Here is a 15,762-nt window from a genome sequence, read left to right as displayed (position 1 = left end):
GAATGTGCAGAGATCATCAGGTCGCGGATGCTCTACTCTCGGATAAGCCGGCTGTCCGTGGACATAGACTACGATTGTTCCAAACTTCGAATCGAATGTTCATCACAGTCTCGGCATGACGGGCTCGCGGCTGACGCCGGCGCGTGTCATGGCTCCTCGGGCGACGGCTCCATTCTGGTGGCGAGCCAGAGCCCGGCAACGACGCCGGCAAGACCGACCAGCACGCCGAACGTGAAGGGCTCCCCGAGCAGCGACACGCCAAGCAGAGCCGCCGTGATCGGGCTCAGGGAGAGGAACACCGTGACCCGCGTCGGCGTGGCGTTCTTGAGCGCCCAGAGCCAGAGGACATAACCGACCCCACTCGACAGACCGATGAACAGGACCGCGAGCCAGCCGGCTCGATCGAGGGGCGGCAGGTCCGTGAAGAGCCCCTCCAAGCCCGCGGGAATCGCCAGGAACAGGACCGATGCGAGCATGGCCCAGGCGCCGACCGGGAGGGTCGGGTAGCGGGCGAGGTAAGGTCGGTAGAGCACGGAACATGCGGCACCGCAAAGTGCGGCAGCCAGCACGAGAAGGGCTCCCAGCCACTCGCCCGTTGCACTCTGCGTGGTCAACCGCTCGCCCAGTGCCGCCGCCACGCCACCGATCGTCAGCACGACGCCCGCCACCTTCATCCGGCTCAGGCGCTCGCGACCGAGACTTGCCGCGATTAACATCGTCATCAGCGGAAAGGTCGAGAAGAGGAGCGCCGCACGGGTGGAGGCGATGGACTGCAGTCCGAGATTGAGGAGAACGATCAGGACCCCGAACTGCACGACGCCCAGCCCCATCACGGCCAGGAGATCGCGCGGCGCGAACCTCACCCGTGCGCTCATCCAGAGGGGCGGCGCGAGGCAAAGGACCGCGATGGCGTAGCGCAGGAAGGCCAGCGATGCCGGACCGATGTCATGCACGACGAAGCGCGTGGCCACCAGGGCCGCACCCACCTGGACGCCCGTCGCGGCCGCAGCCGCGAGGGCGAGCCCGTCCCGACGCCTCACAGAACGAGATCCCAGGTCTGCCCGACCAGGTCCTTTCCGAAAGAGTGATGCTGCTCTTCCTTCACCAGCCGGAATCCCTTCGCCTGGTAAATGCGGCGGGCGGCCACGAGCGCGTCGTTGGTCCAGAGCGTCAGGGTCCTGTAGCCCCGGTCCCTTGCGAAGGCGATGCATTCCTCCGTCAGCCGACCCCCGAGCCCGAGCCCTCTGGCGGACGGCTCCACATACAGCAGCCGGAGCTTGGCCACCTCGTCCGACGACCGCACGAGGAAGACGCTCCCGACGATCTCGCCGTCCCGCTCCGCGATCCAGCATCGCTCCCGTGCGGGATCGAAGTTTCTGACGAAGGCGGCGGCGATCTCCGCCACCAGCGCCTCGAACGTCTCGTCCCAACCATATTCCTGCGCGTACAAAATCTCCTGCCGGTGGGCGATCCAGCCGATGTCGCCAAGCCGGTGGGGGCGCAGGATGTACGGCCGATCCGGACGCGGGCCGTCGCCGATCAGATGCTCGACGGTCGTCATGGCCTGCGTGAGCCGCTCCCGCTCGCCCGCCGACAGGCGCGACAGCATCGTGGCGACCTGAGCGGCAGAGGCTTGGTTCAGGGGCTCGAAGGCGGCAAGGCCCTTGTCGGTGAGCGACAGGAGGAACTGCCGTCCGTCATCCTTCGACGGGGTGCGCCGGGTCAGGCCGTGAGCGCCGAACCTCTTCAGGAGGCGGCTGAGATAGCCGGCGTCGAGACCCAGCTCCCGGCCCAAATCCGCCGCCGTCACCGGGCCCCGATGGGCAAGCTCGTAGAGCACCCGGGCTTCGGTCAGCGAAAATGCACTCTCGAGCAATCCTTCGTTCAGAAGGCCGATATGGCGCGTGTAGAACCGGTTGAAGCTCCGGACCCGCTCGATCTGCTCGTCCGTCGGTAATTTCGGCATGTGCGACATGGATGGCTCCCTGGCGCACAGACTCAGGCATATTGTTGACTGAGTCAACTATTTTGCGGAGGAAGCGGCAATGCCGCGTCAGGCAGCCGCGTCGACGGCCAGACGTCCCTCGTGAATGGCATGGCAGGCCACGCCCCCCAGCAGCGGCGGAATCTCCATCCTGCAGCGATCGTTGGCGAAGGGGCAACGCGGATTGAAGGTGCAGCCCGAGGGTGGGTTGATCGGGTTCGGGATCTCGCCGCGCACGGGAATGCGTTGCCGGCCGGTCATGCCCACGTCGGGCACCGCATCGAGGAGCATGCGCGTGTAGGGATGCTTCGGATGGGCGAAGAGTTCGCGCCCGTTGGAGATCTCGACGATGCGGCCGAGATACATCACGCCGATTCGGCTGGCCATGTGGCGCACCACGGCGAGGTTGTGGCTGATGAACAGATAGGTCAGCCCCAGCCGGTCCTGCAGATCGCGCATGAGGTTCAGGATCTGCGCCTGCACCGAGACGTCGAGGGCGGAGGTCGGCTCGTCGCAGACGATGAACTCCGCATTGGATGCGAGCGCACGGGCAATCGCGATGCGCTGGCGCTGTCCGCCGGAGAACTCGTGCGGGTACTTCCCGCCGTCCGCCGGATGGAGGCCGACCAGGGAGAGAAGCTCGCCAACCCGGCTGGCGATGTCCCGTTCGGTCTCGATCAACCGGAAAGCCCTGATCGGTTCGGCCACGATGCGGTCGACCTGCCAGCGCGGATTGAGGCTGGCATAGGGATCCTGGAAGATCATCTGGATCCGCCGCCGCAGGCGCTGGCGCTCCGCGGACGCAGCCGCCGACGTCATCGAGACGCCGTCGATCGCCACGGTGCCGCTCGTCGGCGGGAGAAGACCCACGACCATCCGGGCCACCGTCGACTTGCCTGAGCCCGATTCCCCGACCAGGGCAAAGGTCTCGCCCCTGGCGATGTCGAAGGAAACGCCGTCGACCGCCTTGAGGTATTGCCTCTCGCCCCCCTCCAGCACCCGGTTGAGCCACGGCTTGGACACGTCGAACAGGCGGCGCAGGTCATTGACTTCGACATAAGAGTGCTCGGTCACGCGACGGCCTCCGACCGGACGGAAGATTGATCGTAGAGATGGCAGGCCACACGATGCTCGCTGTGCTGGATCGGCTCCGGCCGTTCGACCCGGCAGCGGTCGAACACGAATGGACAGCGCGGATTGAAGGCGCATCCCGGGGGGATGGCCGAGAGCCGCGGCATGGAGCCCGGGATCTGGACAAGGCGCTCCGCGTCCGTCTCCAGGGACGGGATCGCGCCCATCAGGCCCTTGGCATAGGGGTGCAGCGGGTTCTGCACCACCTCGCGCACCGGCCCGATTTCCGCGATGCGGCCCGCATACATGACGGCGACCCGGTCGGCCGTTTCTGCGATCACGCCCATGTCGTGCGTGACCAGCATGATGGCCGTGCCATGCTCGCGTCCGAGGCGCTTCAACAGCGCGATGATCTGCGCCTGAACCGACACGTCGAGCGCGGTGGTCGGCTCGTCCGCGATGATCAGCTCTGGCTCGGCGCACAGCGCGAGGGCGATCACCACGCGCTGGCGCATGCCGCCCGAGAACTCGTGCGGATAGCTGTCGATCCGCCGCTCGGGCGCCGGAATGCCGACTTCGGCCAGGAGGTCGATGGCCCGCTTCCTGGCCGCCGAGGCGGACAGGTTGGTGTGCGTGCGGATGGTCTCGATCAGCTGCTCGCTGACCCGGTAGAGCGGGTTGAGGCTGGTGAGCGGATCCTGGAAGATCATGCCGATGCGCTTGCCGCGCACCCGGCGCATCTCCTCCGGCGGCAGATTGTCGATGCGCTTGCCGGACAGGAGGATCTCGCCGCCGGCGATCCGGCCCGGCGGATCGATGAGGCCGATGACGGCGGATCCCGTCACCGACTTGCCGGCCCCGGATTCGCCGACGACGCCGAGCACCTCGCCCTTGGCGATGTCGAAGGAGATGCCGTCGATGGCCTTCAGAATCCCGCGCCGGGTGACGAACTCGACGCGCAGGTCACGGACGGAGAGGACGGGTTGCGGCATGGGAGTTCCCTCTCTCATCGCAGCTTCGGATTGAGCGCGTCGCGCAGCCAGTCGCCCAGGAGGTTGATGGCAAGGACGAGAAGCGCGAGTGCGACGCCGGGGAATGCGATGATCCACCACTCGCCGGAGAACAGGTAGTTGTTGCCGATACGGATCAGCGTGCCGAGCGAGGGCATGGTTTCCGGCATGCCGGTGCCCAGGAAGGACAGGGTCGCCTCCGTGATGATGGCGAGCGCCAGATTGATGGTCGCGATGACGAGCACCGGGCCAAGGACGTTCGGCAGGACGTGGCGGAGCATGATCACCGGCGCCGGCAGGCCGATGAGCCGGGCGGCCGCGATGTAGTCCTTGTTCTTCTCGACCATCACGGAGCCGCGCACCGTGCGGGCGTACTGCACCCAGAAGCTCAGTCCGATGGAGAAGACCAGCACGGACAGCGTCGTGACGCCGTCGAGCTGGCCTCCGAGGACCGACTTCACCACCCCGTCCACGAGGAGCGCGATCAGGATCGCCGGGAAGGTCAGCTGCACGTCGGCGATGCGCATGATGACCGCATCGGTCGTGCCGCCCATATAGCCTGCGACGAGACCGAGGCCGATCCCGAGCGTGGCCGAGAAGGCGACGCCGAGAAAGCCGACGGCAAGCGAGATCCGCAGGCCGTACAGGATGGCCGAGAGGATGTCGCGGCCCTGCTCGTCCGTGCCGAGGAGGAAGGGCGCCTGCCCTTCCGCGTCCCAGAGCGGCGGCAAGCGGCTGTTCAGCAGGTCGAGCTGCGCAGGATCGAAGGGATCCTGCGGTGCGACCAGCCCGGCGAGCAGGGCTGCCGCGACGAAAAGGAGCGTCAGGAAGGCTGCGGCCATGGTCAGCTTCGAGCGCTTGAAGCTCGCCCAGACGTCGCTGTCGAAAAAGCGGCCGGCCCAGGTTGTGGGTTGGGAGTGAGGCGCGGGCGCTGCCTGGATTGCGTCTGCCATCTCTGCCTCCTCAGGCCGGCTGCCGGATCGTCGTCCTCAGGCGAGGATCGACGATGGTGTAGAGGATGTCCACGGCGAGGTTGATCGCCACGAAGATGAGCGCCACGAGCATGAGGTAGGCCGCCATGATCGGGATATCGACATTCTGCACGGCTTGGACGAACAGCAGGCCCATGCCTGGCCATTGGAACACGGTCTCGGTGATGATCGCGAACGCGATCACGGAGCCGAACTGAAGGCCCACGATGGTGATGACCGGCACGAGGGTGTTCTTGAGCGCATGCCCGAAATGGATGGCCCTGGTCGTGAGCCCCCTCGCCCGCGCGAACTTGATGTAGTCGGTGCGCAGCACCTCCAGCATCTCGGCACGGACGATGCGCATGATCAGCGTCATCTGGAAGAGACCGAGCGTGATGGAGGGCATGATCAGGGCCTTCAGGCCCGACAGGGTAAGAAGCCCCGTCGTCCACCAGCCGAGACGAACCGTGTCGCCGCGGCCGTAGGATGGCAGCCAGCCGAGGGTGACGGAGAAGAGATAGATCAGCAGAATGCCGATCAGGAACGTCGGAAGCGAGATTCCGATCAGCGACACGGTCTGGAACACCTTTGCCAGGAAGCTGTCCCGCTTCAATCCCGAATAGACCCCCATGAGCACGCCGAAACCTGTGGCGAAGACGGTCGCACAGAATGCGAGCTCGAGCGTGGCCGGCATGCGCTCGGCCAGGAGATCCGAGACGGGCTGGCGGAACTGGTAGGAGACGCCGAAATTGCCCTGCGCCGCGCTGGTGAGGTAACGCAGGAACTGCACGGGCACCGGATCGTCGAGCCCGAGAGAGCGCCGGACCTGCTCCCGTTCGGCGGCGGGCGTATCGAGGGAGACGATCTGGTTCACCGGATCGCCGGCAAAGCGGAACATCGCGAATGAAATGATCCCGACGGCCAGAAGAACGCCGATGGCCTGAAGGGCGCGCCGGATGATGAATGCGAACATGCACAATCTCTTGATCGCTGCGGCCCGGGCGACCCAACGGCCCGAACCTTCGAAAAACTGTCCCGGACGGCGCGGAGGCCGTCCGGGATAAGCGATCAGATGCGGACTACTCTTTCTTCTGCGCCCAGTAGAGCAGCACCTGGTTGTCGGCCCGCTGAGGCAGCGTCACCTTGTTCGACACGCCCCAGGCGAGCGCCTGCTGGTGCAGCGGGATATAGCCGTACTCGTCGAAGGTGATCTGGAAGGCCTGCTTGATCAGCTGGTCGCGCTTCTCCTTGTTGCTCTCGACGAGGATCTTGTCGGTCAGCTCGTCATGCTGCTTGTTGCAGAAATTGCCGAGGTTCGACTCGCCCCGCGAGGATTGCGGATCGTTCCGGCAGCCTTCGATGTCGAACAGCACGTTGTGGCTGTCGAAGGTGCCCGGGGTCCAGCCCAGCAGGTAGAACGAGGTGTTGTAATTGCCCGACTTCAGCACCTTGCCGAAGTACTGCGCCTTCGGCTGAGCCATCAGGTTCACCTTGACGCCGGCACGGGCCAGCATGCTGACCACGGCCTGGCAGATCGCTTCGTCATTCACGTAGCGATCGTTCGGGCAATCCAGTCCGACCTCGAAGCCGTTCGGGTAGCCGGCGTCGGCCAGCAGCTTCTTGGCGCCTTCGAGATCGTATTTCGGACGCACGAAGTCGGCCGAATAGGTGAACAGCTGCGGGGCGATCATCAGCGCCGACGGGGTGGACATGCCGCGCATGACCCGGGACTTGATCGTCTCGATGTCGATCGCCTTGTAGAAGGCCTCGCGCACGCGCTTGTCCTTGAACGGGTTCTTGCCCTTCACGTTCGAGAACAGGAGCTCGTCGCGGGTCTGATCGAAGCCCAGGAAGATGGTCCGGAGCTCGGGACCGGCCAGCACCTTGGCGTTCGCCGTGCCGTTGACGCGCTGAACGTCCTGCAACGGAACCGGCTCGATCACGTCCACTTCGCCCGAGAGCAGGGCGGCAACGCGCGTGGCGTCGGATGCGATCGGGGTGAAGACGATCTCGTCGAGGTTATGCTCGACCTTGCCCCACCAGTCCTTGTTCACCTTGAAGACGGTCTTCACGCCGGGCTGATGGCTTTCGATCTTGAACGGTCCGGTGCCATTGGCATTCAGGGACGCGAAGCTCGGCGTCGTCGCGGCTGCCGGCGTGGGCGCGACGCTGTTGTTCGCCTCCGACCACTCCTTGTCCATGATGTACCAGGTGTCCCACTGGGCGTTCATGATCGGGTTCGGGGACTTGAGCTTCACGTCGACCGTGTAGTCGTCCACCTTCACCCATTCCGAGCCGCTGGGAACGCGGGTCTGGAAGTTCGAACCCTGGGCGCGGACGCGGTTGGCGGAGAAGATCACGTCGTCGGCGTTGAAGGGATTGCCGTTGTGGAACTTCACGTTCTTGCGCAGGAAGAGCCGCCAGGTCAGGCCGTCCTCGCTGATCTCCCAGCGCTCAGCCAGGCCCGGCTCGATCGCAAGGTCCTTGCCGCGCTTCGTCAGGCCCTCATAGACGTGGCCGTGGTGCGCGATCGTGGTGGTCTCGTTCAGGGTATAGGGGTCGAGCGACTTCAGGTCGCCCTGGTTGGCATAGCGCAGGGTCACGGCCATGGCCGGAAAAGCTACGCCGGCCATCAGGGTCGTCGCGGCCGCGACGAGAAACTTCGAACGGATCGTCATTGTCTGTCCTTCTCCTCTGGAGGCCCGCGTCTTTGCGCGGTGTTCCTCTTGTCGGAAGCGCGACTGTTGTCGTCGTTCCTTCCGCTGAGGAATGAACTTAGGCAGGAAAGTGGCCGGTGGTCTAGCCCCGACGTGGACCGTCCTGCTCAGCATTTAGGCACAGAGGTCCCCGATCAGGCGGCGCAGGATTGCCTCGCCGGCCTGGAATTCGCCGACCTCGATATATTCGTCCGGCTGGTGGGCCTGCGCGATGTCGCCGGGGCCACAGACCACCGTCGACCAGCCGGCCCGCTGGAACAGCCCCGCCTCCGTTCCGTAGGACACCACATGAGTGCCGTTGTCGCCTGTCAGCCGACGCATCAGCCGCTCCGCCGCACCATCGGTCTCCGGCCGGAGTCCCGGCACCTCGGCGACGAGCTCGACATCCACCCCCGCCTCGGGAGCGATGGCCTTCATGCGAGGCTCGATCCGTTCGCGGATATAGGCCTCGTAGCGGGCCAGATAGTCCATGGGGCTCTCCGTCGGGACCGCCCGGATGTCGCTGAAGAACCAGGCCGAGGACGACACCACGTTGGCGGCATTGCCGCCGACCATCATGCCGCAATGAAGCGTGGTGTAGGGCGGTTCGAACGGATTGTCCGGATCGGCTCTGCGCCGGTTCTCCTCCATCACGTCCTCGTGCCATGCGATCAGGCGAGCGGCGTTCATGACCGCACTCACTCCCTGGTCGATCCGGCTGGAGTGGACCGCATATCCCGTCACCTGGGTCCGCAGCTGCACGGACGCCTTATGCCCCGTCACCACCGCATGGCGTGTCGGCTCGCCGACGATCACGGCGGACGGCGCCGGGATGGATCCAGCCATCGCGTGCACCATCGACGGTGCTCCACGGCAGGCAATCTCCTCGTCGTAGGACAGCGCGATGTGGATGGGGCGCTTGAGAGGCGCGTGCACCATCTCGGGCACGAGCGCCAGAACGAGCGCGTCGAAGCCTTTCATGTCGGTTGCGCCACGACCGTAGAGGCTACCGTCCTTCTCCGTGAGCGTCCAGGGATCCGTGGACCAGTTCTGTCCCTCGACCGGCACGACATCCGTGTGGCCCGACAAGACGATCCCGCCCTCCACCCGGGGGCCGATCGTGGCGTAGAGATTGGCCTTGTCGCCCTCGGGACTCATGACGAGATGGCTCTCGACGCCGTGGCCGTTCAGCCAGTCGCGGCAGAAGTGGATGATGTCGAGATTGCTGCTGGTGGATACGCTCGGGAAGGCTATCAGACGCGCGAGCATCTCGCGGGGTGACATGGACATCGTGCTCGACTCCGTGGTTGAGCGTGAGCATCCAATCCTATCGAGCCGCCGGTCAAGTCGCTTTTTTATCAGCAGGAAATTCGATCGCCGCCCGTTGACGAAGCAAAGACGTCGCTCGCATGATCGCGTCGCCCGCGACGGCGCCATTGGCCGTCTCATCTCACATGCCGCCCGACGGACACCCACATGACCGCCTTTGACGTGACGCTCTCCGACATCGAAGCTGCCCGCGACCGCATCGCCGGACGCGTCAGGCGCACTCCTGCGTACGAGAGTGGCGACATCTCGGCGCGGCTCGGGCGGCGCAGCGCGGTGAAGATGGAAGCGCTGCAGCTTGCCGGCTCCTTCAAGGTCCGAGGGGTCTTCAACAAGGTGCTGACCTTAAGCGACGACGAGCGCCGGCGCGGACTCGTGACCGTCTCGGGCGGCAACCACGCCATCGCGGTGGCGCGGGTCGCCGGAACGCTCGGGCTCGACGCGCTCGTCCTGATGCCGAAGACGGCCGCCCGTTTCAACATCGACCTCACCACCAAGTTCGGCGCCCGCGTGGAGCTCTGCGACGATGCCGCCCAAGCCTTCGCCAAGGCCGAGGATTACCAGCGCCAGGGCCGCCTCTTCGTGCATCCTTACGACGATCCCGCCATCATCGCGGGCCACGGCACGCTGGGCCTCGAGTTTCTCGACGACATCCCCGACCTCACCCATGTGTTCGTCTCGATCGGGGGCGGCGGCTTCATGTCCGGCGTGGCGGCCGCCCTGAAGGCCAGGCGGCCGTCGCTGACCGTTTACGGTGTCGAGCCGACCGGCGCGCCGACCATGACCGAGGCCCTCAGGGCGGATCAGCCGGTGACCATTCGCCCGACCTCCCTGTCCCGGACCCTCGCCGCGCCCTTCGCCACCCACCGGACCATGGCGGCCGCCAGGCTCCTCCTGAAGGAGATCCTGCTTGTCGAGGACCCGCCGGTCGTGGCCGATGTGAGCTGGCTGCTCCAGACGGAGAAACTGCTCTGCGAGCCGGCCGCGGCCTGCGTCCTCACGGCCGCCGAGATGGTCGTTCCGTCTCTGCCGGACGACAGCGTCATCGGCCTCGTGCTCTGCGGCTCCAACCTGTCCCTGGACGATCTGGATGCATGGCGCCGGCCGTCCCTCTAAAGCATCGGACGTGAAAAGTGGACATGCACTTTTGGGATCCATCCGATGCTTTCTTCTTGGATGAGAGCATCGGTCAGAACGGACCCAGAGGGCCGCGCCAGCGAAAACCGGATCCACTTTTCCGTCCGATGCTCTAGCGTATCGGCCGGACCCAGAGGGCCGGTCAAGGGAGGGAGCCTCGGACCCAAAAGTGGTGCCCACCTTTGGGTCCGAGGCTCTAGGATGGCCTCTCGAGCGCCCTGAAGAGACCAGGACATGCCGGATCTGCCGACTTTTCTCACCTTCTATGCCGCTGTTCTGGCCTTGCAGCTGGCTCCGGGCCCCGACATGGTCCTTCTGCTGAGCCGCGGAGTCGGACAGGGTCGGCGCATTGCCGTCCTGACCGCCATCGGCATGACCCTGCTGGCCGGCCTCGTTCAGCTGCCGCTCCTGGCCCTGGGAGTGACCTCCCTGATCCAGGCCTCCCCTCTCGCCTTCGAGCTTCTTCGATGGGCCGGCGCCGCCTATCTGGTGTGGCTGGGCGCCAAGCTTCTGATCGGCTCGTTCGGCCCGCATCGCCTCGTCCGCACGGCTCCGAAGCCCGTGTCGGATCTCGCAGCCTTGCGCCAGGGCATGATCAACAACCTGACCAACCCGAAGGCCATGGTGTTCATGCTGGCCTTCCTCCCCCAGTTCGTCGACCCCGGCCGCGACTGGCCTGTCACGGCGCAGCTGCTGTTCCTGGGGGGCGTGCAGAAAGTCTCAGGGTTCTTTGTCCTGGGAGCGGTTGCGCTCGGAACGGGAACGATCGGCGAGTGGCTGTCGCGGCGGCCGGGCCTGATCGCCTGGCAGGAGCGGTGTGCCGGCCTCGTCATAGTCGGTCTGGGCCTGCGCCTCGCCCTCTCGGGAGACGCCTCGGCGATCCGCCGCTGAGCCGACACCCGTTAGCCGTTCATTAGCCATGGTCGAAAAGTCCGGCCTCGTCATGGAGCCTCATCGAGCGACAACCGTTCCTCCCGAAGCTCGAGGTCTCCAAGGACGGGTTCCATGAACGGGAAAGCCTACTGCATCGCCGCAGCCGCCAGCCTCCTTCTGGCCAACGTTCCGCAGCCGTCCCGGGCCGCGAGCTTTGATTGCGCCAGGGCCCAGACAGCCGACGAGAAAGCCGTCTGCGCGGATCGCGCGCTGAACGACCAGGATGTCGAGATGGCCGTGCTCTACAGGCAGCTCAAGCCTCTTCTCGGCATGGGGGCTCGCGGCGACTTGGAAGACGCGCAGGCGGCCTGGCTCAAGCGGCGAGAAGGCTGCGGCGAGGACCGATCCTGCCTGAGCAAAGCCTATGAGGAAAGGGTGCTGCAACTGAGAAACGGCTTCGAGGCGCTGGCGAAACGGGGCCCCTTCTAAAGCATCGGACGTGATAAGTGGACTGCACTTTCGGGATCGGATCCGATGCATTCACTTTGGATGAGAGCATCGTTGAGAGCGGACCCGAAGGGCCGCACGATGCTCTAGAACCGTCGATAAAAAACCCCGCGCGAGGGCGGGGGTGTGCACAGACACGGAGTGGGGCAGCCGCGATGAAGCTGGCCGCCGAGAGCGCCGTGGCACTGGGGGCACCGTGGGACGCTCTCACGGGAATGTGTATCCCGGCTCGCGACATCTACCTACTCTTCTTCCCGCGGATGGTTAACCTTTCGTCTCGTCCGAAAGCGGGGTTCGCGGCAGACGTGTTTTCGCGCACACCTCTTTCATCGTGAAAATGCCACCTTGGCCGTGCTTCCCTTACGACACCCGAACGGAGTCGAACCATGCGCGCCATCCTCGCACTTCTTTGCCTCTTCTCGGGTCTGCCGGACGATGCGCCCGCCGACGGGTTCGACGCGGCCCAGGAAAAGACCGAGAAATATCGGGCGCTCCTGTCCGAGCTCGCCTCCTCCGGGGCGCCGGACGGCGAAAGCGTGACCGATCTGCCCGACGGTTTGCGGCAGGCCGTCGAAGCGTGGACCCATCCCGGGGCTTGAGCCGATGGTCTCCTCGGCCCCTGCCCGGCCCGGCCCCGAAACGCAGCCGGGCGCTCGGCAAGATCGTCTTTCCGCGCCGCGCTCCATTTCAGGGGTTGCGCGAGCCGGCGTTAAAAGTTAGAGGAACCAAGCCTTTCGGCAGTCGGAGCGTAGCGCAGCCCGGTTAGCGCACTAGTCTGGGGGACTAGGGGTCGGAGGTTCAAATCCTCTCGCTCCGACCATTACTTTCAAAGCCTTAGCGATGTTTTGCTTCCGGAGCGTCCAAAATCTGGAAGCACATCGGAAGCACGAAGCGGCATTTTCTCCTTTCGATCACAAGAATCGTCTATGTCTCGACATGAGCTGCCATGCTCGAAGGGGGTCGAGTCTTAACCCGTCGTCGGCTTTGATTCGGATCAGCAGCATTTCTGGGGGCAACTTTTTGACCACCGAGCCGATGTTATCGCGCCTAAAGAGACGATATAAATATCGGGGGTGGCTGCAAATCGGTGGGCTGAGCGGTTCCAAGCAGCCCCTCGGCTCTATCAAGGATGCTGAAGCTGCCCTCGATGCCGTCTTCGCGTGGCTGGAACCTCTCTACGATCTCATACGGCAGCCACGCTCACAGACTGGGTTTCATACCGAATGTTATCGGGACTTCGGGTCGCGTTCGCGACAAGAAAACGCCCCAGCCAGAGGGTGTCCTATACCTCTGGCCAGGGCGTTCGTGGCTGGAAGGGGGCTTCGCCACATCTCGGAAGCTAAACTGTTTTGGCTGCTCCACAACGAAGCAAACGGGTCGAGCGGATATTCCTAAAGGCTTAGCTCAGAAATACTAGCGCATCGGACGGACCCAGAGGGCCGTTGGCGTGGCTCGCCGGGTCCGTCTCTTCCGATGCGCTGGCCGCACGATGCCGAAGCAAGTCTCTCGATCATGAGCGAGCCGAAACGCCCGATCTCCTCCGGGTCGATCCGGTACAGCGCGAGATAGGGCCTGTTAAGGGAGCGGAGTTCGTCAGGCACTGAAGTGTCGGCACCATCCCGGAACAGTGGGCGGCACTGGCGATCCAATGGATAAGCCCCATGTCATGCACTGGGCGAGCTTCGACCGCAGGGTGGAGCAGATCGACCGCATTGAGGCTATCTGCAGCAATATGTTGTTCTTGTTCTCGCTTATGCGTTTCTCCCTGCCTCGTACCGGACTGTGGCAGCGGTCATCGCATTTTCCTTTGTCCTAGCATGGTTGTCAGACCTTACCGTCGAGGCGCCTCTTCGGGTGGTTCGTGACCGTATCCGAGGCCGTCCAATCAAAACGGATACGGTTGCATTGCCAAATGGTGTTCTGGTGGGACAGTCGGCCGAGCTTGCGGCCCCTAACCCCCGGCTCTGAGGCCTGCTTTCATGGGATCTTGGGCCCTGCCGCTTCTCTCTTGCAACGACCTCCAGCACCTCCCTCGGCTTTCTCTTGCCCCTTGATACCGATGCGGCCCCAGTGGCGGCAACGCGCTCTGCAAGACCGCGAAGGCGAGCCGGGTACTGCCTTCGATTTCGGCAAGGGCCTGTCGCCTCCGACTGCGGAGGGCGATGTTCCTGCGGTACGAATAATCAAAGGAAGCTATGATCCCTTGGCTTGGGCGCTGAGCTTGCTCTGCCGTGCATTGGGATCAGAGCGCAACACACGCGACATCATTCCAGTGATGGGACGGCAATCTCGCGATTTGTGAAGTGTGCAATCCGCCTTCAGACTGCAAGCATCCTCCAAAGGTATAGCACCACCAAAGGAGGGTTCGATTGCCGCGAAAAATCATCGGAACGCGCACTCCGCGACGGAGAGTGAGCGACATGGACTCGTCCTTTCGAAGCCCTATGCGTGAGGGAGAGATACTCCCACGCAGCGGAAGCACCTCTCTGCTTCGAGACTCCGAATTTTTGATGCCGAGCTGATTTCATTTCGCCAGAAAAAATCTCTGAGTGACGATGACTACGTGGAATAAATCAGCGGATAGGGCGTCCTACAAAGGCCCTACCGCCTCGGTTCATGCAGCGCTGACGTAATCGCCCCGACGCTCCACGAACAAGCGAATGACGGAATGGCTACGTTAGAGGATCAGCCATGTACAACTGGCGCCAACCCGTTCTGGCCTTCTATGACGCACACGTGACGAAGAATCCTATTCCAGGATACATCGAGAGTTTGGACGCGTTCCACCGCTTGCCCATCGAGCAGCGCCGGCAAATCCAACTCCGGCGTCTCACCGAACTGCTGCGCCATGCAGCCCGTCATGTGCCCTATTATCAGGATGTTCTGCATGACGCCATGGTCGTGCGGAACGACAAGGTGGATCTCTCCCGGTTCCGGCAGATCCCCGACCTTACCCGTGATCTCCTGCGTGACGCGTTTGAGCATCTGAAGAGCGATGACCTCGGCACACGGAATTGGTACAGGAAGACCACTGGTGGCAGTACCGGTGAGCCTGTCGTCGTTCTACAAGACCGTTCGTACGACGATATCGGCAGAGCCGTGAAGGACCTGCATTACGAATGGGCCGGCCGCGGGTCCGGGGAGCCGCTCGTCTCACTCTGGGGCTCCGAGCGTGACATCCTCATGGGCTCAGAAGGCTGGCGCAACCAGCTCTCCGGCTTCATCCGCAACAAAACGCTGCTCAATTCCTGGAACATGTCCAAATCCGACCTGCAACGTTTTCTGGAGGTCCTTCACCGGGTCAAGCCCGTGGTCATCGAAGCCTATGCCGAGAGCATCTACGAACTCGCCCGTTACATCAACGAGACGGGCGCGCGGATCAACGGCGTTCGAAGCGTGATCAGCAGTGCCGGCACTCTCTATCCCTTCATCCGGCATGAGGTGGAGGATGCATTCAAGTGCCCTGTGTTGAACCGTTACGGATCGCGGGAGGTCGGCGACATCGCGGCTGAGAAGACTTCCGGCTCCGGGCTTGAGGTGTTTTCCTACGTCAATTTTGTGGAGGTCGTGGACGAGAACGGCAATCCATGCATGCCCGGTGAGGAAGGCGACGTCTTGGTCACGAGCCTGACAAATTACACCATGCCGCTCATCCGGTACCGATTGGGCGACCGGGCGATTGTCGGGGCCGCGACCGCCACGCCGATCCACTCGGTCGAGCAGCTCCAGACTGTCACCGGACGCATCTTGGATGCTCTCATCCGGGAGGATGGATCGACGGTGCCGGCGACTTTCTTTATGCACTTTCTGAGCGTGGTTCACAATTCCGGCTGGGTCCAGAAGACTCAGGTTGTCCAGGAGGACTACAACAGGATCCGGATCAAGATGATCACGACAGCGCCGCCGCCGGACCATGCTCTTGATGAGATCCGAACCTCCTTGCAGCGCGTGATGGGGCGAAACTGCAGGATCGAGTTCGCGTTTGTTGACGACATTCCGCCGTCGCCTTCTGGAAAATACCGCTACACGATCTCCCACCTGCCGCATTCGGGGTCGGGCGCTTCAGGGGACCCAGTTGAGACAGGCAACACGCTTGAAAACTGCCACAAAGGATGAGTCGGCGCGACCACCCGAGATCCTGATGAAGCCTGTTCTGGATCCAGTTTCTCGCGTCGGACGCCGCGTTC

13 protein-coding genes and 1 tRNA gene are annotated in these 15,762 nt (G+C 63.9%); 6 read left to right on the top strand and 8 right to left on the bottom strand.

Annotation, left to right across the window (positions count from 1 at the left end):
* Positions 1–146: 146 nt before the first annotated feature.
* The 8 genes from NF876_RS21740 to argE form a co-directional block, all read right to left on the bottom strand.
* Positions 147–1,040, bottom strand: a complete 894-nt coding sequence (locus NF876_RS21740; protein ID WP_262270715.1) for a DMT family transporter — start codon at positions 1,038–1,040, stop codon at positions 147–149.
* Complete coding sequence (locus NF876_RS21735) at positions 1,037–1,975, bottom strand: bifunctional helix-turn-helix transcriptional regulator/GNAT family N-acetyltransferase (protein ID WP_262270714.1); 939 nt, start codon at positions 1,973–1,975, stop codon at positions 1,037–1,039. The genes NF876_RS21740 and NF876_RS21735 overlap by 4 nt, the downstream gene beginning before the upstream one ends.
* A 78-nt stretch (positions 1,976–2,053) precedes the next feature.
* Complete coding sequence (locus NF876_RS21730) at positions 2,054–3,058, bottom strand: ABC transporter ATP-binding protein (RefSeq protein WP_262270713.1); 1,005 nt, start codon at positions 3,056–3,058, stop codon at positions 2,054–2,056.
* Positions 3,055–4,047: an ABC transporter ATP-binding protein gene (locus tag NF876_RS21725; protein ID WP_262270712.1), complete on the bottom strand. Its 993-nt coding sequence runs from the start codon at positions 4,045–4,047 to the stop codon at positions 3,055–3,057. Before NF876_RS21725 ends, NF876_RS21730 begins: the two co-directional genes overlap by 4 nt.
* Positions 4,048–4,061: 14 nt before the next feature.
* Positions 4,062–5,018 carry an ABC transporter permease gene (locus NF876_RS21720; protein WP_262270711.1) on the bottom strand — a complete coding sequence of 319 codons (957 nt, stop codon included), beginning with the start codon at positions 5,016–5,018 and terminating at the stop codon, positions 4,062–4,064.
* A 10-nt stretch (positions 5,019–5,028) separates the two neighbouring features.
* Positions 5,029–6,009 (bottom strand): ABC transporter permease, encoded by a 981-nt coding sequence (locus tag NF876_RS21715; protein ID WP_262270710.1) that lies wholly within the window; start codon positions 6,007–6,009, stop codon positions 5,029–5,031.
* Between the two features lie 106 nt (positions 6,010–6,115).
* Complete coding sequence (locus tag NF876_RS21710; RefSeq protein WP_262270709.1) at positions 6,116–7,714, bottom strand: ABC transporter substrate-binding protein; 1,599 nt, start codon at positions 7,712–7,714, stop codon at positions 6,116–6,118.
* A 153-nt stretch (positions 7,715–7,867) separates the two neighbouring features.
* A complete protein-coding gene (gene argE / locus NF876_RS21705; protein WP_262270708.1) occupies positions 7,868–9,022 on the bottom strand; it encodes an acetylornithine deacetylase in 1,155 nt (384 codons plus the stop codon).
* 186 nt (positions 9,023–9,208) lie between these two features.
* Between argE and NF876_RS21700 the strand changes: the two genes are divergently transcribed.
* The 6 genes from NF876_RS21700 to NF876_RS21675 all read left to right on the top strand — a co-directional run bounded on the left by NF876_RS21700 (position 9,209) and on the right by NF876_RS21675 (position 15,691).
* Positions 9,209–10,174 carry a threonine ammonia-lyase gene (locus tag NF876_RS21700; RefSeq protein WP_262270707.1) on the top strand — a complete coding sequence of 322 codons (966 nt, stop codon included), beginning with the start codon at positions 9,209–9,211 and terminating at the stop codon, positions 10,172–10,174.
* A 255-nt stretch (positions 10,175–10,429) separates the two neighbouring features.
* Entirely contained in the window at positions 10,430–11,086 is a 657-nt protein-coding gene (locus NF876_RS21695) for a LysE family translocator (protein WP_262270706.1), read from the top strand.
* A gap of 114 nt (positions 11,087–11,200) precedes the next feature.
* Positions 11,201–11,557, top strand: a complete 357-nt coding sequence (locus tag NF876_RS21690) for a lysozyme inhibitor LprI family protein (protein ID WP_262270705.1) — start codon at positions 11,201–11,203, stop codon at positions 11,555–11,557.
* A 404-nt stretch (positions 11,558–11,961) separates the two neighbouring features.
* A complete protein-coding gene (locus NF876_RS21685) occupies positions 11,962–12,174 on the top strand; it encodes a hypothetical protein (protein WP_262270704.1) in 213 nt (70 codons plus the stop codon).
* Between the two features lie 143 nt (positions 12,175–12,317).
* Positions 12,318–12,395: transfer RNA gene (locus NF876_RS21680), tRNA-Pro, on the top strand.
* A 1,871-nt stretch (positions 12,396–14,266) separates the two neighbouring features.
* The gene (locus tag NF876_RS21675; RefSeq protein WP_262270703.1) at positions 14,267–15,691 is read left to right on the top strand and encodes a phenylacetate--CoA ligase family protein; all 1,425 of its coding nucleotides are present in this window, start codon (positions 14,267–14,269) and stop codon (positions 15,689–15,691) included.
* Positions 15,692–15,762 lie beyond the last annotated feature (71 nt).

The organism is Microvirga yunnanensis (assembly GCF_025460875.1).
Note: the sequence above shows the minus strand (reverse complement) of the source record. Positions and strands in the feature narration are given on the sequence as shown.